Below are 18176 nucleotides of genomic sequence, written 5' to 3'. Positions count from 1 at the left end.
CTCAGGTTCATACGTTCCCCGCACCCCCTCCGGGGCAATCCCGTCGGGACCGGAAAAAGACGACTGCGCACGGGGCATGGTTACCCGCAGGTAGAGATGCGTTAGCCGTCCTGAACGGCGACGATGGGATCACCAGACGAGCGACCGAACAGTCTGCCGGGGACCGGTGGCCTCCCGCGCGGCGGCCACGGGTCTCACCAGCAAAGACGGCAAGGACAGAGGGGACCCCGTGGCTTCCGGACGTCAACGCTTCTCGATCATCAGCGACGGCCTGCCGAGCCAGCTGCCCGACATCAACCCGGACGAGACCCGGGAGTGGCTGGAGTCGCTGGACACGGTCATCAAGACCGAGGGCCGCGGCAGGGCGCGGTACGTCATGCTCCGACTCCTGGAGCGGGCGCGAGAACTGCAGGTCGGCGTGCCCGGCCTGCGCAGCACCGATTTCATCAACACCATCCCGCCGGAGCACGAACCGTGGTTCCCCGGCGACGAGCACGTGGAGCGGCGCATCCGCGCCTACATCCGCTGGAACGCCGCGATCATGGTGTCGCGCGCGAACCGTCCCGAACTGGGCGTGGGCGGGCACATCGCCACCTACGCGTCCGCGGCATCGCTGTACGAGGTGGGCTTCAACCACTTCTTCCGCGGCAAGGACCACGGCGAGTCCGGCGACCAGGTGTTCTTCCAGGGGCACGCGGCGCCCGGCATCTACGCCCGCGCCTTCCTGGAGGGGCGCCTGCCGGAGAGCAGGCTGGACGGGTTCCGGCAGGAGCACTCGCACCCGGGCGGCGGCCTGTCGTCCTACCCGCACCCGCGGCTCATGCCGGACTTCTGGGAGTTCCCCACGGTGTCCATGGGCCTGACCGCAATCGACTCGGTGTACCAGGCGCGGTTCAACCGCTACCTCTACAACCGCAAGATCAAGGACACGTCCCGCTCGCACGTGTGGGCGTTCCTCGGCGACGGCGAGATGGGCGAGCCGGAGTCGCTCGGCGCGATCGGCCTCGCCGCCCGCGAGGAGCTCGACAACCTCACCTTCGTCGTCAACTGCAACCTGCAGCAGCTCGACGGCCCGGTGCGCGGCAACGGCAAGATCATCCAGGAGCTGGAGTCGTTCTTCCGCGGCGCCGGCTGGAACGTCATCAAGGTCATCTGGGGCCGCGACTGGGACCCGCTGCTCGCGCAGGACGTCGACGGCGTGCTCGTCAACCAGATGAACACCACCCCGGACGGCCAGTTCCAGACGTTCAGCGTCGAGTCCGGCGAGTACATCCGGGAGACGTTCTTCGGCGCCGACCCCCGGCTGCGCAAGATCGTCCAGCACCTGTCGGACGACGAGCTGCGCAAGCTGTCGCGCGGCGGGCACGACTACCGCAAGGTCTACGCGGCGTTCAAGGCGGCCCGCGAGCACGTCGGGCAGCCGACCGTGATCCTCGCGCACACCATCAAGGGCTGGACGCTCGGCTCCGACTTCGAGGCCCGCAACGCCACCCACCAGATGAAGAAGCTCACCAAGGCCGAGCTGAAGGAGTTCCGGGACCGGCTCTACCTGGACATCCCCGACTCGGCGCTGGAGGAGCCGCTGCCGCCCTACTACCACCCGGGCGAGGACTCCGACGAGATCCAGTACATGCGCGAGCGCCGCGCCGCCCTCGGCGGGTTCCTGCCGAAGCGGGTCGTGCGGGCCAAGCCGCTGAAGCTGCCCGGCGACCCGGTCTACAGCGAGATGAAGAAGGGCTCGGGCAAGCAGAACGTCGCCACCACCATGGCGTTCGTCCGGCTGCTCAAGGACCTGATCAAGGACGAGAACATCGGCGCCCGGTTCGTCCCGATCGCCCCGGACGAGTACCGCACGTTCGGCATGGACTCGCTGTTCCCGACGTCCAAGATCTACTCGCCGCACGGGCAGACCTACGACGCGGTCGACCGCAAGCTGCTGCTGTCGTACAAGGAGTCCGAAAGCGGCCAGATGCTGCACGAGGGCATCAGCGAGGCCGGCTCGATGGCGTCCGCCATCGCGGCGGGCACCGCGTACGCCACGCACGGCGAGCACATGATCCCGGTGTACATCTTCTACTCGATGTTCGGGTTCCAGCGGACCGGCGACCAGATGTGGGCGCTCGGCGACCAGATGGGCCGCGGGTTCCTGCTCGGCGCCACCGCCGGCCGCACCACGCTCACCGGCGAGGGCCTGCAGCACGCCGACGGCCACTCCCCGCTGCTCGCGGCGTCCAACCCCGCCTGCGTCCACTACGACCCGACGTGGGCGTTCGAGCTGGGCCATATCGTGCGGGACGCGCTGCGCCGCATGTACGGGACGTCCGAGGAGCACCCGAACGGCGAGGACGTCTTCTACTACCTCACCGTCTACAACGAGCCCTACCAGCAGCCTGCCGAGCCGGAGGACCTCGACGTCGACGGCCTTCTCAAGGGCCTGTACCGGTACAAGGCGGCCGAGTCCGGCAACGGGGAGGCGCCGCGCGCGAACATCCTCGCGTCGGGCGTCGGCGGACGGTGGGCGCTGGAGGCGCAGCGCCTCCTCGCCGAGGACTGGGGCGTCGCGGCGGACGTCTGGTCGGCGACCTCGTGGAACGAACTGGCCCGCGAGGCCCGCGCGTGCGACGAGTGGAACCTGCTGAACCCCGAGGGCGAGCAGCGCGTCCCGTACGTCACCCGGACGCTCGACAACGTCGCCGGGCCGATCGTCGCGGTATCGGACTACACGCGGGCCGTCCCGGACCAGATCGCCCCGTGGGTGCACGCCGACTTCACCGCCCTCGGCACCGACGGGTTCGGCTTCTCCGACACCCGCGCCGCCGCGCGCCGGTTCTTCCACGTGGACGCCGCGTCGATCGTCCTCGCGGTGCTCACCCGGCTCGCCCGGCACGGCGAGGTGAAGCCGGAGACGCTGCCGCTGGCGATCGAGCGCTATCGCCTGGACGCGGCCGTCAGCGACGTGTTCGCGGGCGGCGTCGGCAGCGCGGAGAGCAACACGGGCGGAGACGCCTGACATCGGAATGACGCGGTGATCGCGGAGGTGTAGGCCGCGATGACCGCAAGGGCCCCGAGGTTCGCCTCGGGGCCCTTCGCGTTCAGGACGCTCGCGTTCAGGACGCTCGCGTTCAGGACGCTCGCGTTCAGGGCGCCGGGGGCGTGAACACCCCGAAGGTGTTGCCGGACGGGTCCTGGAGGTAGGCGAACGTGAGTCCGTTCGCGGTGCTCAGGGCCGGCATGGCGACCTTGCCGCCGCACTTCACCGTCTGCTCGCAGGCGGCCTCGACGTCCTCGACCAGGACGAGGAACATCGCGTGGTTGCGGGAGGCGTCCGGCTCGTGCGAGATGCCGCCGCTCGGCGCGGCGGCGCCCGGGTAGCTGACGAGGTCGTAGCCGTCGGCGTCCGGGTCGAGCGCGAACCGCCAGCCGAACATGTCGCCGTAGAAGCGGCGGGCCTCCTCCGGGGCGTCCGTGCCGACCTGGAACCACGTGACGGTGTTGAACGCGGGAACGCTCATCGATCTCCTCCTTCGAACGCTGCGGGCACCAGCGTCGGGGAGCATGCCGACAGCCCCCTGTCGGGGTTTCCGCACGTTTTGCCACCCGCGTGCCCGGAGTCGCCCGCCCGCGCCCGCCGGCACCCGCCCGCGCTCAGAACAGGCCGTTGGTCTTCTCCAGGTAGCCGGCGATGAGGTCGAGCTGCTCGTCGGTGTAGTCGGCGTTGACCTTCTCCAGGTGGGTGACGTACCCGGCGTACCGGTCGAACAGCGGCTTGACCTTGGCCATGTCGACGTCGAGGCGCGCGCTGCGGCGGTCGTCGGGGTCCGGGACGCGCTGGAGGTATCCGGCGCGCTCCAGCCGGTCGATGGCGCGGCTGACGGTGCTGGTGGAGATCCCGGTGGCGTCGCTGAGCTGCTTGGCGTTGCGGATGTCGTCGCGCAGCACGAGCAGGTGCAGGGCCTGGGTGTCGGTGACCGTCAGCCCGAACTCCCTGGCGATGCGGTCGTTGCCGAGCACCGCGTTCACCAGGGCCACCTGGAAGGCGCGCTGGATGCGGTCGCCGTGCGGATTCGCCATCGGACCCCCTTGCATTATCGTCCCACAGTGGGATAATCGCAGTACGCAACTAACCCGCCTTGGGAAAGTCGCACATCGATTGTAGTTGGAGGTGGCTCCATGGAAGGCACGGGACGCGGTCGGACGGCGGCGGTGGTGGTACTGCTGCTGGCGTCGTTCATGGACCTGATGGACAGCACGATCGTCAACGTCGCGCTGCCGTCGATCGAGCACTCGCTGCACACCACGGCGGCCCAGCTGGAGTGGGTCGTGTCGGGGTACGTGCTGACCTTCGCCGCGATGCTGGTCGCCGGCGGCCGGCTGGGCGACATGCTCGGCCGGCGCACCGTGTTCATCGCCGGCACGGCCGGGTTCACGCTGGCGTCGCTGTGGGCCGGGGTCGCCGGCTCGGGCACCGAGCTGGTCGTGGTGCGGCTCGCGCAGGGGCTGTTCGCCGGGGCGATGGTGCCGCAGGTGCTCGGCACCGTCCAGGCCCTGTACGCGCCCAAGGAGCGTGCGGGCGTGTACGGGATCGCCGGGGCGGTCACCGGGCTGGCGGCCGTCGCCGGGCCCCTGCTGGGCGGCGCGTTCGTGTCCGGAGACGTGCTCGGGCTCGGCTGGCGGGCGATCTTCCTGGTCAACGTCCCGGTCGGCGTCCTCGTGGTGGCAGGCGCCCTCGCGCTGATCCCGCAGACGAAGTCCGACCACCCGCTCTCCCCGGACGTCCTCGGGACGGTGCTCGCCGTCGGCGGCGTCGTGGCCCTGGTCTATCCGCTCATCGAGGGCCGCCAGGCGGGATGGCCCTGGTGGACGGCGGCCCTGTTCGTGCTCGCGCCGGTCCTGCTCGCCGCCTTCGTCGTCCACGAACGCGGCCGGGCCCGCAGGGGACGCGCCCTCCTGCTGCCGCTCCGCCTGTTCACCGACCGCGGGTTCAGCGCCGGGCTGATCGTCCAGCTGTCCTTCCAGGCCAGCGTGATCGGGTTCTTGTTCGTCCTGAGCATCACCGTGCAGTCGGGCTTCGGCTTCAGCGCCTGGGAGGCCGGGCTCGTGGTCCTCCCGTTCAGCATCGCGGCCGCGATGACCAGCGGGGCCGCGGCCGCGCTGGTCGCCAAGGCCGGCCGGACGCTGGTCGGCGCCGGGGCGCTGCTGCAGGCGGTCGGCGCCGGCTGGTCGATCGCGGTCGTCGCCGGCGGCTCCGACCCGACGGTGGCCGGGCTCATCGGGCCGATGGCCGTCGCGGGCGCCGGGCTGGGCCTGGTCCTGGTCCCGCTGACCGATGTCGTCCTCGCCGCGGTGCCCGTCGGCGACGCCGGGTCGGCGTCCGGCACGCTCTCGACCTTCCAGCAGGCCGGCGGGGCGCTCGGCATCGCGATCGTCGGGACGGTGTTCTTCGACTCGGCCGCGTCCGGCCGCGACCTGGGCGGCGCGTTCGGCGTCGCCGCCTGGGTCGTGGTCGCCCTCGGCCTGCTCGCCGCCCTCGCCGGCTTCCTGCTCCCCCACGTCCGGCCGGCCGCCCCTGCTCCGAGCGCGGTCGGCTGACCGGGCATGGCGCCGCCCGGCCGGGTCGCGCGGCGCCTCACCAGCCCGCCTGAACGCGTACCGGCTGGTGAGGCGGCCCGCGCGGCCGTGGCCGTCAGGCGGACGGCTCCGTGAAGACGCCGAAGCGGTTGCCCGCCGGGTCCTGAAGGTGGGCGAAGCGGAGGCCGCTCGCGGCGGTCTTCGGGGAGACGGCGACCTTGCCGCCGAGGCGCTGGGCCTCGGCGCAGGCGGCGTCGACGTCCGCCACCAGGACGAAGAACTCGGCGTGGTCGCCGCCCTGCGAGGCCAGGCCGCCGCTCGGGGCCTGCGCGCCCGCGTAGGTGATCAGCTCGTAGCCCTCGTCGGCGGTGTCGTCCGCGAAACGCCAGCCGAACATGTCGCCGTAGAAGCGGCGGGCCTCCCCTGGCGCGCCGGTGCCGATCTGGAACCAGGCGACGGTGTTGTGGGCGGGAATGCTCATGGTGTCCTCCCTGTCGGTGTCGTGGACCGACGCTGGGCGGAGCAGGCGACAGCCCCGTGTCGGGGTTGTCAGACGAATTCCAGAGGGCGGACGACGTAGTCGGCGGGGATGTCGTCGTGCATGGCCTCGGTGGAGCGGTCGGGGGCGGTCTCCTCCAGGAGGGCGGCGCGGCGGACGCGGTCGGTGCGGAACACGCGGCAGCCGCCCCGCATCCGGCACCAGGCGGTCAGGTACCAGCCCTTGCCGGACGCGGTGAAGGTGACGGGCTCGACGTCGCGCTCGGTCTCGGTGCCCGTCCGGTCGACGTAGGTGAGGCGGACCACCCGTCGGGCCAGGACGGCCTCCTCCAGCACGGCCGGCACGGACGCGGCCGGGTCGCCGTCCCCGGCGGGGGCCAGGAAGCGGATGCGGGCGGCCAGTTCTCGGGCCGAGGCGCCGTCGTCCGCCGACATCGCGGCGACGATCTTGTGCAGGGCGGTGCGGGCCGAGCGGGAGTACGGCGAGCCGCCCGCGCGCGACAGCGTGATCGCGACGGCGACGGCCTCGGCGGGGGTGAAGTTCAGCGGCGGCAGCGTGCGGCTCTTGTCCAGGGTGTAGCCGCCGCCCCGGCCGACGTCCGCGAAGATCGGCACGCCGGCCTGCTGGAGCGCGCTGATGTCGCGCTCGATCGTGCGGACGCTCACCTCGTACCGCGCGGCCAGTTCGCGCGCGGCGAGGCGGCGCGGCGCGCACGCGCGCAACTCCTCCACCAGGGCGTACAGACGGTCGGTGCGGTTCACGCGCCGACCGTACGCGGCGCCTCCGACATTTCCGCGCCGTCGCCGGGTTGACCCTGACGCAGCGTCAGCCCTCCATGCTGGCCGCCATGAGCATCCCCCCGGCCACCGGCACCGATCAGGTCCAAGGGCCCGCGATCCACGTGCGGGGCCTTGAGAAGTCCTACAAGGAGCTGCGCGTGCTGCGCGGCGTCGACCTCGACGTGGGACGGGGCGAGGTCCTCGCCCTGCTCGGCTCGAACGGGGCGGGCAAGACCACGATGGTGCGGATCCTGTCCACGCTGCTCAAGGCCGACGCGGGGACGGCCCGCGTCAACGGTTTCGACGTCGCGGCGCGGGCCGCCGACGTGCGCGCGTCCATCAGTCTCACCGGGCAGTTCGCGGCGGTCGACGAGAGCCTCACCGGGCGGGAGAACCTCGTGCTGGTCGCCAGGCTGAGGCATCTCAAGGACCCGGGAGCGATCGCCGACGGCCTGCTGAGGCGCTTCTCGCTGACCGAGGCGGGCGGCCGGCGGGTGGCGGCGTACTCCGGCGGCATGCGCCGCCGCCTGGACATCGCGATGAGCCTCATCGGGAACCCGCCCGTCGTCTTCCTGGACGAGCCGACGACCGGGCTGGACCCGGAGGCCCGGATCGGGGTGTGGCAGTCCGTCAAGGGGCTCGCCGAGGGCGGCACGACGGTGCTGCTCACCACCCAGTACCTGGACGAGGCCGAGCACCTCGCCGACCGGATCGCGATCCTCCACCGGGGCCGGATCATCGTCAACGACACCCTGGCCGGACTCAGGCGGCTGCCGCCCGCCGAGGTCGAGTACGTCGAGAAGCAGCCCTCTCTCGAAGACATCTTCCTCGCGGTCGTCGGCGAGGACCGCCAGGACCCCGAGACCCTCACGGGCAAGGAGTAGGAACCGCCATGGACGCGCACTTCCTGGGCGACACCGCCGTCCTCACGGGACGGACGATGCGCCATGTCACCCGCAGCCTCGACACCATCATCACGACCGCGATCACGCCGATCGTGATCATGCTGATGTTCGTCTACGTGTTCGGCGGCGCGATCGACACCGGACCGGTCTCGTACGTGGACTACATGCTTCCCGGCATCCTGCTCATCACGATCGCGTCGGGCATCTCCTACACCGCGCTCCGGCTCTTCACCGACATGCAGAGCGGGATCTTCGAGCGGTTCCAGTCGATGCCGATCGCCCGGTCGGGCGTCCTCTGGGCGCACGTGCTGACCTCGCTGGCCGCCAACGCCGTCTCGATCGCCGCGGTCGTCGGCGTCGCCCTCCTCGCGGGCTTCCGCTCGGGCGCGGGCGTGGCGGCCTGGCTGGCGGTCGCCGGCATCCTCGCCCTGTTCACCCTCGCGCTGACCTGGATCGCCGTCATCCCCGGCCTCACCGCGAAGAGCGTGGACGGCGCGAGCGCGTTCTCCTACCCGCTCGTCTTCCTGCCGTTCATCAGCTCGGCCTTCGTGCCGACCGACACCATGCCCGGCCCCGTGCGCGCCTTCGCGCAGCACCAGCCGGTGACCTCCATCGTCGACACGCTCCGCGCCCTGCTCACGCAACAGCCGGTCGGGACCGGCGTGTGGACCGCGCTCGCCTGGTGCGCCGGCATCCTCGCCGCCGCCTACGTCCTCGCCGGTGCCTGCCACCGCCGCCGGACGTCCTGAACCGGTGCCGGCCCGGGCCCGGACGGGGCAGGATCGAAGCATGCTGACGATCGGTCAACTGGCGGCCTACGCCGGCGTGACGGTGCGTGCGGTGCGGCACTACCACCAGATCGGGCTGCTGCCGGAGCCGGAGCGGGACGCCTCGGGGTACCGAAGGTATGGCGCGACGGCGGTCGTGTCCCTCATCAAGATCCGCACCCTCGCCGACGCCGGCGTGCCGCTCTCCCGGATCGACGACCTGCTGGCGGCTGACGCCGCGACCTTCGCCGAGGCGGTCCGGCGGATCGACGCCCGGCTGCGCGACGAGATCGCGCGGCTGGAGGCCGGCCGCGAGAACATCGCGCGGCTCGCCGCGGGGGACGGCCTGGTGCTCCCGCCGGAGATCGTCTCCTACCTCGACCGGCTGCGGGAACTCGGGGTGTCGGAGCGGATGGTGGAGGGCGAGCGGGACGGGTGGATCCTCGTCACGGCCCGCTGGCCCGATCGCGTCCGCGAGCTCATGCCCGGGAAGTTCGCGCAGCTCGACGACCCGCGGGTCGTCCGCCTCTACCGGGTCCTGTCGGAGCTCGTCGACACCGACGCGGCCGACTCGCCACTGCTGGAGGAGGCCGCCGACATCATGGCCGACCTGGCCGAGGAGGCCTGCGCCGCCGGCGAGGTCGACCTCGGCGAGATGGCGGACGAGGACCTGCCGTTCGACCTCCTGGAGGCACTCGCGGTCGAATCGGACCCGCGCGCCGTGCGCATGGTGGAACTGATGCGCGAACGCGGCTGGAACGGCTGGGTCCGCACAGAACGACTCCCGCAGTCCCCCACCCGCCCCACTCAGCCACCGGACGCGTGACGGAGCACCGCAAGGTACTCGTGCTGCTCGCGCGGCGGGCGCACCCGGCGGGGGTGGGTCAGAGGGCGTGGAGGAAGGCGAGGATCGCCTCGTTGACCTCGGCGGGGCGCTCCTGCTGCGTCCAGTGGCCGCATCCGGGCAGCCAGACGGTGTCGCGGAGGTTCGGCACGAAGTCGGTCATCGAGTCGATCACGTTCCGGGCGCCGACGGCGACGATGTCGCGGTCGCCGGCGATGTAGAGCGCGGGCGGGCCGATGGGGGCGCGGTGCCAGGCGGCGGTCAGCTCCCAGTTGCGGTCCAGGTTGCGGTACCAGTTGATCGGCCCGGTGAACCCGCTCTCGGCGTACTCCTCGACGTAGGCGGCGATGTCGGCGTCGGTGAGCCAGCCGGGCAGCTTCTCCGGCTCGGGGAGCGTGTCGAGGAACGCGCCGCCCTCGGGGGCGATCAGCGGCGGGGCGGGGCCGTCGCCGGACATCCCGGCCAGCATGCGGCGGAAGGTGGCGGCACGGTCGCGGTCGAGTTCGGCTTCGGGGGCGTCCGGCTGCTGGAATCGCACCATGTAGAAGCCGTCGCCGAACAGGCGGCGCATCGACTCCACCGGCGGCCTGCTGGAGCGCGGGCGGTGCGGGACGGACATGCCGACCACGCCGCGCACCTTGTCGGGGCGCATCTGCGCGACGGCCCACGCGACGGGCGCGCCCCAGTCGTGGCCGACGACCACGGCCCGGTTCGCACCGTGGTCCCGGTCCGCGCCGAGGGCGTCGATGAGCCCGACCGCGTCCCCGGCCAGGTGCAGGATCGTGTACTGGTCGGTCTCCGCCGGGCCGCCGGTCCGGGCGTAGCCGCGCTGGTCGGGGGCGACGGCGTGGAACCCGGCCTCGGCGAGCGCGGTGAGCTGGTGCCGCCAGGAGTACCAGCATTCGGGGAAGCCGTGCAGGAGCAGGACGAGCGGCCCCTCGCCCGCCTCGGCGACGTGCATGCGCAGGCCGCTCTCGGACTGGACGGAACGATGCGTGATCTCGGTCATCGGAACCCCTCGCGGTGGGCGGGACCGTGCGAGGCCAACGGTAGCCCCACCAGTTCCGGTCCGTGCGCCGGGACGGCCGAAAATCACCGGTCCCCTCCGCCCATACCGCCCGGTGGTGGATTGTGTGCCCGGGACACATGGGAGGGCGGGGTCGCGCTCCGTAGGTTCTGCCCATGACGAGCGTGACACCCCGGCCGGGCGCGGGGACTTCGGGGACGCTGGATCTGTCGGGGCGGCGCGCCCTGGTCACCGGCGGCGCGGGCGGCATCGGCCGGGCCTGCGCGCGGCGGCTGGCGGCGGCGGGCGCCGAGGTGGTGGTGGCCGACCTGGACGGGGCGGCGGCGGAGCGGACGGCGGCCGAGTTCGGCGGCGTCCCGCTGCGCGCCGACCTGGCCGACATGGACGCGCTCGACGGGCTGGCGTCCGGCGTCGACATCCTCGTCAACAACGCGGGCATCCAGCATGTGGCGCCCGTCCACGAGTTCCCGCCGGACATGTTCGCGCGGATCCTGCGGCTGATGGTGGAGGCGCCGTTCCGGCTGGTCCGGGACGCGCTTCCCGGCATGTACGAGCGGGGCTGGGGACGCATCGTCAACATCTCGTCCGTGCACGGGCTGCGGGCCTCGCCCTACAAGTCGGCCTACGTGACGGCCAAGCACGGGCTGGAGGGCCTGTCCAAGGTCGTGGCGCTGGAGGGCGCCGCGCACGGCGTGACGTCCAACTGCGTGAACCCGGCCTATGTCCGGACGCCGCTGGTGGAGAGCCAGATAGCCGACCAGGCGCGCGCGCACGGCATGCCGGAGAGCGAGGTCGTCGAGCGGGTGATGCTCGACCACGCGGCCCTGAAGCGGCTGATCGAGCCGGACGAGGTCGCCGAACTGGTCGGCTACCTGTGCTCGCCGGCGGCGTCCATGGTGACCGGCGCGTCCCTCGCACTCGACGGCGGCTGGACGGCCCATTGAGAATGGCCCGTATGTCCTGCGGCGTCTTCCTCGAACTGCTGGCCCGAGAGGCCTCCCCCGTCGAGTTCGAGGGTCCCCTCGTCCAGGCGCGGGCGGACGGCGCGCCGCCCGCCGTGCTGGAGGAGCTGGAGGCGGCCAAGCTGGCCGCGCTCCGGGTCCGGATGATCATGCGGCGGCACGCCCGGCGGGAGGCCGAGCTGGCGGCGCTGTTCGACACCGCCGGCGACCTCGCCGGGCTGCGCGACCTCGACGCGGTGCTGGAGGCGATCACCCGCCGCGCCCGGCGGCTGCTCAACGCCGACATCGCCTACCTGACGCTGAACGACGACGAGCACGGCGACACCTACATGCGGGTGACGGACGGGTCGGTGTCGGCGGCGTTCCGGCGGCTGCGGCTGCCGATGGGCACCGGGCTCGTCGGGCTGGTCGCGCAGACGGCCATGCCCTACAACAGCGACCACTACCTCGGGGACGGACAGTTCCAGCACCGCGGCTACATCGACGACGCGGTCACCGAAGAGGGCCTGGTCGCCATCCTCGGCGTGCCGATGCGGCTGGGCAGCCGCGTCATCGGCGTCCTGACCGCCGCGAACCGCAGCGAGCGCCCGTTCGACCAGGAAGAGGTCGCGCTGCTGGGGTCGCTGGCCGCGCATGCCGCGATCGCCATCGACAACGCGCGCCTCCTGGAGGAGACCCGTACCGCCCTGGACGAGCTGAGCGCCGCCAACGAGGAGGTCAAGGCGCGTAGCGCGGCCGTAGAGCGGGCGGCGCGCGCGCACGACCGGATGACGGCGGTCGTGGTCCGCGGCGGCGGCGTGGAAGACGTCGGCGCGATCGTGACGGAGCTGCTCGGCGGCACCTTGCACGTGCTCGACGCGGACGGCCGGCAGCTGGCCACGACGGGTGCCGTGTCGCCGGGCCTGACCGATGACGAACTGGCCGGTGTGTCGGCCTCCGCGCACTCCGCGCGCGCGCAGGGCAGGACGGTCCGGCGCGGCGACCTGTGGATCGCGTCGGTGTCGACCGGCGACGAGATGCTCGGGACGCTCGTCCTGCGCACCTCCGACGAGGTCGACGACGCCGACCAGCGGATCCTGGAGCGGGCCGCGCTCGTCACCGCCCTGCTGCTGCTGTTCCAGCGCAGCGTCACCGAGGCGGAGGGGCGGGTGCGCGGCGAGCTGCTCGACGACCTGCTCTCCGGCCGCCGGACGGGCGCGGAGGCGCTGTCGGCCCGCGCCCGGCGCGTGAACGTGGACCTGAGCGCCCCGCACGTCGTGCTGTGCGCGAAGTACGAGTCGCTCGAGCACCGGCAGCGGGCCGCGTTCTGGGCGTCGTCCTACGCGGCCGTGGAGCACGGGCTCGCCGCCGACCGCGCGGAGGAGATCGTGCTGTTCCTGCCGGGCGACCGCCCCGGCGACGCGGCGCGGCGGGTCGCGAAGGAGCTGGGCGCCTCGCTGGGCGGGCCGGCGACGGTCGGCGCGGCCGGTCCCGTGCACGCGGCCGCCGCGGTCGCGGACGCGCACCGGGAGGCGCAGCGCTGCGCGGACGCCCTGCTGTCCCTCGGCCGCCGCGGCGACGGCGCGAGCGCGGCCGAGCTCGGCTTCGTCGGCCTGCTCATCGGGGACGACCGGGACGTGACGGGCTTCCTCACCGGCGCGCTCGGTCCCGTCCTCGACTACGACGAGCGGCGCGGGACGTCCCTCGTCCAGACCCTTGAGGCGTACTTCGGGACGAGCGGGAGCCTGTCGCGCACGGCCGAGCGCCTGCACATCCACGTGAACACCGTGAGCCAGCGCCTGGACCGCATCGCCCGCCTGCTCGGCGACGACTGGCAGACCCCGGAACGCGCCCTCGAACTCCAGCTCGCGCTGCGCCTGAACCGCCTCTCCCACTGAAGGCACGGCGCCGGAAGGCAACCGCCGGAAGGCAACGGCGTGCCGCCCGCGCGACCGCGGGCGGCACGCCGCTTTCCGCACACCGGCCTCTCAGACGGGAGCGCCCACCTTCGCCTCGTCCGGCTCGGGCGCCGGGCGCCCGCGGGACGACCGGGCGGCGATGAGGTCGCGCGCCGTGCCCCAGACGCCGCGGCGGAACAGCAGCACGACGATGATGAAGATCGCGCCGGTGATGATCCCGGTCTCCTCGAACCCGGCCGTCGCCAGGTAGTCGTTCAGCTCCACGACCAGGGCCGCGCCGATGGCGCCGCCCCACAGGGTGCCGATGCCGCCGAGGACGACCATCATCACGACCTGGCCCGAGGTCGTCCAGTAGACGCCCTGCAGGGACGCGAAGCCGTGCCCGACGGTGAACAGCCCGCCCGCCAGGCCCGACAGGGCCGCCGACAGGACGAAGGCGACCAGCTTGTAGCGGTCGATGCTGTATCCGAGCGCCCGCGCCCTGTTCGGGTTGTCGCGGATGGACACCAGCACCCGTCCGAACGGTGAGCGGACGATGCGCCAGGCCACGAACATTCCCACCAGCACGAACGGCAGGGCCGCGTAGTAGAAGAAGAACGGGTCGGAGAGGTCGACTCCGAAGAACTCCCTGGGGATGCCCTGGAGACCGTTCTCTCCCCCCGTCGCGTCCCGCCACTGGTTGGCGACGAAGTAGACCATCTGGGCGAAGGCCAGGGTGACCATCGCGAAGTAGATGCCGCGCAGCCGCACCGACAGGAACCCGATCGGAACGGCGAGGGCGGCGGCGAACAGCGCCCCGCCCAGGACGGCCACGAAGAACGGCAGCCCGGAGTGCAGCGCGATCAGTCCGGTGACGTACGCGGACCCTCCCCAGAACGCCGCGTGCCCGAACGACAGGAGCCCGGTGAAGCCGAGCAGCAGGTCGACGGCGGCGGCGAACAGCGCCCAGCAGACGATGTCCAGGGCGACCGGCGGGTAGATGAACCACGGCAGGACCAGCGCCGCCACCAGGCCGACGGCCAGCAGGATCGGCCGTCCGGCGAGCTTGCTGAGGATCACGGCTTCTCCTCCATCACAGGGCCTCCTCGCGTCCGAACAGGCCGGCCGGACGCCACAGCAGCACGGCGGCCATCAGGATGAACACGAGCGTCTGCGAGAGGGACGGGACGTAGTAGTTGCCGAGGGCCGAGACCAGCCCGACCGCGAACCCGGCGGCGACCGAGCCGAACACCGACCCGAGCCCGCCGATCACCACGACCGCGAAGACGGTGATGATGAGGTCGGAGCCCATCAGCGGGTTGACCGCCCGCATCGGCGCGGCCAGCACCCCGGCGAACGCGGCCAGCGCGATGCCGAAGCCGAACACGGGGGTCACCCACCGGCCGACGTCGATGCCGAGCGCCCGCGACAGTTCCGGCTTCTCGGTCGCCGCCCGGACGATCATGCCCACGCGGGTGCGGGTCAGGATCACCCACACGGCCCCGCAGACCAGCACCGACACCGCCAGCACGAACACCTGGTAGGCGGGGTAGGTGAACAGGCCCAGGTCGACCGACCCGCCCAGCGCGGACGGGCGCGGGTACGGCTGCGACTGCACGCCGTACTGCCGCTTGACCAGGTCCTGCAGGATGAGTGCCAGCCCGAAGGTGAACAGGAAGTTGTAGAGCGGGTCCAGCGGCGCCAGCCGGCGGATGAACAGCCGCTCCAGCACGACTCCCACCGCGCCCAGCACGACGGGGACGATCGGCAGCGCCAGCCAGAAGTTCAGGCCCAGCGAGTCGAGCGCGATGAACGCCCCGAACGCGCCGAGCATGTAGAACGCGCCGTGCGCGAAGTTGACCACGCCGAGCATCCCGAAGATGACGGCCAGGCCGAGGGCGAGCAGGGCGTAGAACGCCCCGCCCACCAGCCCGTTGAACGCCTGTTGCAGCACGTCAGACCCGCCTCAGAGGGTGCAGGACGCGTCCGGCTGCTGGAACGCCTCCGCCGCCGGGATCGTCTTGACGATCTTCTCGTAGTCCCAGGGCTCCTTGACCTCGCCGGCCGGCTTCACCTGCGCGATGTAGGCGTCGTGGACGAGCAGGTGGTCCTCGGCCCGGATCGTCCCGGTGGAGGTGAAGACGTCGTCGACCTTGTGGCCTTCGAGCTGCTTCACCACGTCGTCGGACTTGTCCGTGCCGCCGCGCTGCACCGCCTCCAGGTACTGGAGCGCCGCGGAGTAGTCGCCCGCGTGGACGGCCGTCGGGCGGGTGTTGGTCTTGGCCTGGAACTTGTCGGCCCACGCGCGGTTGCCGGCATTGGCGTTCCAGTACCAGAAGTCGGTGAAGTACGTCCCCGCCAGCGCGTCCGGGGTGAGGGAGTGGATGTCGGTCAGGAACATGAGGCCGACCGCCAGCCCGACGCCCTTGTCGCGCAGCTTGTACTCGTTGTACTGCTTCACCAGGTTGACGAGGTCACCGCCCGCCTGCATGGCGCCGATGACCTGCGGCTTGGGGTCGAGGTTGGGCGCCTTGAGCAGGAACGTGGAGAAGTTGTCGTTGGGGAACGGCGTCGGGTCGCTCTTCACGACCGTCCCGCCGGCGCCCTTCACGGCGGCCGTGAACGTTTTCTGCATGTCCTGCCCGAACGCGTAGTCGGGGTAGACGATGTACCAGTTCTTGGCGCCGTCCTTGGTGACCTCAGTGCCCGTGCCGTGCGCGAGCATGTAGCTGTTGTAGCCGTAGTGGAAGGTGTACTTGTTGCACTGCTTGCCCTCCAGCTCGGTGGTCGCGCCGCCGACGTCGATGAACACCTTCTTCTTGTTCTTCGCGACGGTGGCGACGGCGAGCGCGGCCGAGGACGTCGGGACGTCCACGATCAGGTCGGCCTTCTGCCGGTCGTAGAGCTCCTGCGCCTTGGAGTTGGCGATCTCCGGCTTGTTCTGGTGGTCGGCGGAGACCACTTCGATGTTCGTGGTGACCGCCTTGTCGCCGTACTTGGCCTTGAAGTCGGCGACCGCCATCTTCACCGCCTCGACGGCGTTCTTGCCCGACAGGTCGGCGTACACGCCGGACTGGTCGGTCAGCACCGCCAGGACGATCTTGTCGTCGCTGATCTTGCCCCCGCCCCCGCCGGGTCCGCCCGCGCAGCCGGCCAGCAGCGCTCCGGCGGTCGCGAGCGCGGCCGTGCGTCCGATTGTTCTCATGGGGGTTCTCCCTAGATTCCGAGGTACTGCAGGAGTTCGCTCTCGCGGGCGCGGACCTCGTCGTTGTCCATGGACTCGACGACCCGGCCCTCGGCGAGCAGGTGGTGGCGGTCGGCGACGGTGGCGGCGAAGTGCACGTTCTGCTCGATGAGCAGGACGGTCACCCCGGCCGCCTTGACCTCGCGGAGGATCGCGCCGATCTGCTGGACGATCAGCGGCGACAGGCCCTCGGTCGGCTCGTCGCACAGCAGCAGCCGGGCACCGGTCCGCAGCACCCGGGCCAGCGCGAGCATCTGCTGCTCGCCGCCCGACAGCTTCGTCCCGGGAAACCGGCGCCGTTCCTTGAGGCGGGGGAACGTCTCGTACACCCGGTCCAGCGACCACGGATCCGGGCCCATGCGCGGCGGGAGCGTCAAGTTCTCTTCCACGGAGAGCGTCGCGAAGATGCCACGGTCGTCAGGGACGTAACCGAGGCCGCGCCGCGCGCGCTTGTGGGAGCTCATGGCGGAGATGTCCTCGTCCAGGAAATGGATCGTTCCGGACGTCCCCTTATGGAGGCCCATCAGGGAGCGCAGCAGCGTGGTCTTGCCGGCGCCGTTGCGGCCGACGAGCGTGACGATCTCGCCTTCATCGACGTGCAGGGACACGTCGCGCAGGGCCTGGGCCTCGCCGTACCAGGCGGACAGTCCGTCAATGCGCAGCATCGGAGTCTCCGAGGTAGGCGGTGACGACGCGGGGGTCGTGGCGGATCTCGGCGTAGGGGCCCTCGACGAGGACCTGTCCGTGCTGGAGCACCGTGACGCGGTCGGCGAGGCTGGAGACGACGCTCATGTTGTGCTCGACCAGCACGACGGTACGTCCGGCGCGGACCTTCTTGATGAGGTCGACCGTCCGGCCGACGTCCTCGACGCCCATGCCGGCGGTCGGCTCGTCCAGCAGCAGGACCTTCGGGTCGAGCGCGAGGGCCAGCGCCAGTTCGAGGGCCCGCTTGCGGCCGTAGGCCAGCGCGCCGGCGGCGATGTCCGCGTGGTCGCCGAGGCCGACCTGGCCGAGCAGTTCGGCGGCGCGGTCGGAGTAGCGCCCGAGCGCCCGGTCCGACCGCCAGAACCGCCAGCCGAGCCCGGTCCGCCCGGCCAGCGCCAGCTCCACGTGCTGGCGCGGCGTCAGCTCCGCGAACAGGCTCGTGATCTGGAACGACCTGGCGAGCCCCAGCCGGGCGATCCGCTCCGGGCTCCGGCCCGCCAGCTCGTGCCGGCCCAGCCGGACGCTGCCGGCCGTCGGCTTCAGGAAGCCGGTGAGCAGGTTGAACAGCGTGGTCTTGCCGGCGCCGTTCGGGCCCACCAGCGCGTGCACGGTGCCCTCCCCGATGTCGAGGTCGACGCCGTCCACGGCCCGGAAGCCGCGGAACTCCCGCACCAGCCCCCGTGCTCGAAGAACCGGTGCCTCGCGAACCGGGGCCTCCGGAACCGGCGCCTCCGGGACGGGACCGCCCATGCGCCCTCCTCACGCTCGTCGCAGGTGACCCGAACCACATCCGGGTCGCCGTGACCGGGAACGCTAGGTCGCGCCCGCGAGGCGAACCATGTGAGCCGACCCCACATTCGGACCGGCCGATACGGCTGTGATCCACATCACGCGCAGGTCACGCCCATCGACACATGCCGGACTTCCGCGATATGTGGACCGGCCACGTGGTCGCGGTCACAGGGGCCGCTCACCATAGCGGGCGACCCGACGTCCCCT

17 protein-coding genes are annotated in these 18176 nt (G+C 71.8%); 7 read left to right on the top strand and 10 right to left on the bottom strand.

The window, feature by feature from the left end; genetic code table 11:
• Window positions 1–229 precede the first annotated feature (229 nt).
• Window positions 230–3010 carry a pyruvate dehydrogenase (acetyl-transferring), homodimeric type gene (gene aceE / locus ABFX46_RS31035; protein WP_131943268.1) on the top strand — a complete coding sequence of 927 codons (2781 nt, stop codon included), beginning with the start codon at window positions 230–232 and terminating at the stop codon, window positions 3008–3010.
• A gap of 127 nt (window positions 3011–3137) precedes the next feature.
• Here aceE and ABFX46_RS31030 read toward each other — a convergent pair whose 3' ends face one another.
• Both ABFX46_RS31030 and ABFX46_RS31025 read right to left on the bottom strand, forming a co-directional pair.
• Complete coding sequence (locus tag ABFX46_RS31030; protein WP_346047475.1) at window positions 3138–3512, bottom strand: VOC family protein; 375 nt, start codon at window positions 3510–3512, stop codon at window positions 3138–3140.
• A gap of 133 nt (window positions 3513–3645) precedes the next feature.
• Window positions 3646–4071, bottom strand: a complete 426-nt coding sequence (locus ABFX46_RS31025; protein WP_346047474.1) for a MarR family winged helix-turn-helix transcriptional regulator — start codon at window positions 4069–4071, stop codon at window positions 3646–3648.
• Between the two features lie 99 nt (window positions 4072–4170).
• On the opposite strand from ABFX46_RS31025, the gene ABFX46_RS31020 reads away from it, so the two are divergent.
• A complete protein-coding gene (locus ABFX46_RS31020) occupies window positions 4171–5589 on the top strand; it encodes an MFS transporter (protein WP_346047473.1) in 1419 nt (472 codons plus the stop codon).
• Between the two features lie 94 nt (window positions 5590–5683).
• Here ABFX46_RS31020 and ABFX46_RS31015 read toward each other — a convergent pair whose 3' ends face one another.
• Together ABFX46_RS31015 and ABFX46_RS31010 are read right to left on the bottom strand one after the other, a co-directional pair.
• Window positions 5684–6049 carry a VOC family protein gene (locus ABFX46_RS31015; protein WP_346047472.1) on the bottom strand — a complete coding sequence of 122 codons (366 nt, stop codon included), beginning with the start codon at window positions 6047–6049 and terminating at the stop codon, window positions 5684–5686.
• Window positions 6050–6117: 68 nt separating this feature from the next.
• Window positions 6118–6828: a WYL domain-containing protein gene (locus ABFX46_RS31010; protein WP_163055306.1), complete on the bottom strand. Its 711-nt coding sequence runs from the start codon at window positions 6826–6828 to the stop codon at window positions 6118–6120.
• 86 nt (window positions 6829–6914) lie between these two features.
• On the opposite strand from ABFX46_RS31010, the gene ABFX46_RS31005 reads away from it, so the two are divergent.
• The 3 genes from ABFX46_RS31005 to ABFX46_RS30995 are packed head-to-tail and all read left to right on the top strand — an operon-like array spanning window position 6915 to window position 9344.
• Window positions 6915–7730: an ABC transporter ATP-binding protein gene (locus ABFX46_RS31005; RefSeq protein WP_346047471.1), complete on the top strand. Its 816-nt coding sequence runs from the start codon at window positions 6915–6917 to the stop codon at window positions 7728–7730.
• An 8-nt stretch (window positions 7731–7738) separates the two neighbouring features.
• The gene (locus tag ABFX46_RS31000; RefSeq protein WP_346047470.1) at window positions 7739–8500 is read left to right on the top strand and encodes an ABC transporter permease; all 762 of its coding nucleotides are present in this window, start codon (window positions 7739–7741) and stop codon (window positions 8498–8500) included.
• Window positions 8501–8540: 40 nt separating this feature from the next.
• A complete protein-coding gene (locus ABFX46_RS30995) occupies window positions 8541–9344 on the top strand; it encodes a MerR family transcriptional regulator (protein ID WP_346047469.1) in 804 nt (267 codons plus the stop codon).
• Between the two features lie 58 nt (window positions 9345–9402).
• On the opposite strand, the gene ABFX46_RS30990 is transcribed toward ABFX46_RS30995, so the two are convergent.
• Window positions 9403–10371 (bottom strand): alpha/beta fold hydrolase, encoded by a 969-nt coding sequence (locus tag ABFX46_RS30990; RefSeq protein WP_346047468.1) that lies wholly within the window; start codon window positions 10369–10371, stop codon window positions 9403–9405.
• Window positions 10372–10544: 173 nt separating this feature from the next.
• Between ABFX46_RS30990 and ABFX46_RS30985 the strand changes: the two genes are divergently transcribed.
• Window positions 10545–11333 (top strand): 3-hydroxybutyrate dehydrogenase, encoded by a 789-nt coding sequence (locus tag ABFX46_RS30985; protein ID WP_346047467.1) that lies wholly within the window; start codon window positions 10545–10547, stop codon window positions 11331–11333.
• Window positions 11334–11344: 11 nt separating this feature from the next.
• Window positions 11345–13228, top strand: a complete 1884-nt coding sequence (locus ABFX46_RS30980) for a helix-turn-helix domain-containing protein (RefSeq protein WP_346047466.1) — start codon at window positions 11345–11347, stop codon at window positions 13226–13228.
• A gap of 90 nt (window positions 13229–13318) precedes the next feature.
• Here ABFX46_RS30980 and ABFX46_RS30975 read toward each other — a convergent pair whose 3' ends face one another.
• The 5 genes from ABFX46_RS30975 to ABFX46_RS30955 are packed head-to-tail and all read right to left on the bottom strand — an operon-like array spanning window position 13319 to window position 17927.
• Window positions 13319–14308: a branched-chain amino acid ABC transporter permease gene (locus tag ABFX46_RS30975; protein WP_346047465.1), complete on the bottom strand. Its 990-nt coding sequence runs from the start codon at window positions 14306–14308 to the stop codon at window positions 13319–13321.
• Between the two features lie 13 nt (window positions 14309–14321).
• Complete coding sequence (locus tag ABFX46_RS30970) at window positions 14322–15182, bottom strand: branched-chain amino acid ABC transporter permease (RefSeq protein ID WP_346047464.1); 861 nt, start codon at window positions 15180–15182, stop codon at window positions 14322–14324.
• A gap of 12 nt (window positions 15183–15194) precedes the next feature.
• Complete coding sequence (locus ABFX46_RS30965; protein WP_346047463.1) at window positions 15195–16433, bottom strand: ABC transporter substrate-binding protein; 1239 nt, start codon at window positions 16431–16433, stop codon at window positions 15195–15197.
• Window positions 16434–16444: 11 nt separating this feature from the next.
• Window positions 16445–17137 carry an ABC transporter ATP-binding protein gene (locus tag ABFX46_RS30960; RefSeq protein ID WP_346047462.1) on the bottom strand — a complete coding sequence of 231 codons (693 nt, stop codon included), beginning with the start codon at window positions 17135–17137 and terminating at the stop codon, window positions 16445–16447.
• Window positions 17124–17927, bottom strand: coding sequence for an ABC transporter ATP-binding protein (locus tag ABFX46_RS30955; RefSeq protein WP_346047461.1), 804 nt, complete (start codon window positions 17925–17927; stop codon window positions 17124–17126). The genes ABFX46_RS30960 and ABFX46_RS30955 overlap by 14 nt, the downstream gene beginning before the upstream one ends.
• Window positions 17928–18176 lie beyond the last annotated feature (249 nt).

It is taken from the genome of Actinomadura chokoriensis (genome assembly GCF_039529475.1).
GTDB lineage: Bacteria > Actinomycetota > Actinomycetes > Streptosporangiales > Streptosporangiaceae > Spirillospora > Spirillospora bangladeshensis.
Note: the sequence above shows the minus strand (reverse complement) of the source record. Positions and strands in the feature narration are given on the sequence as shown.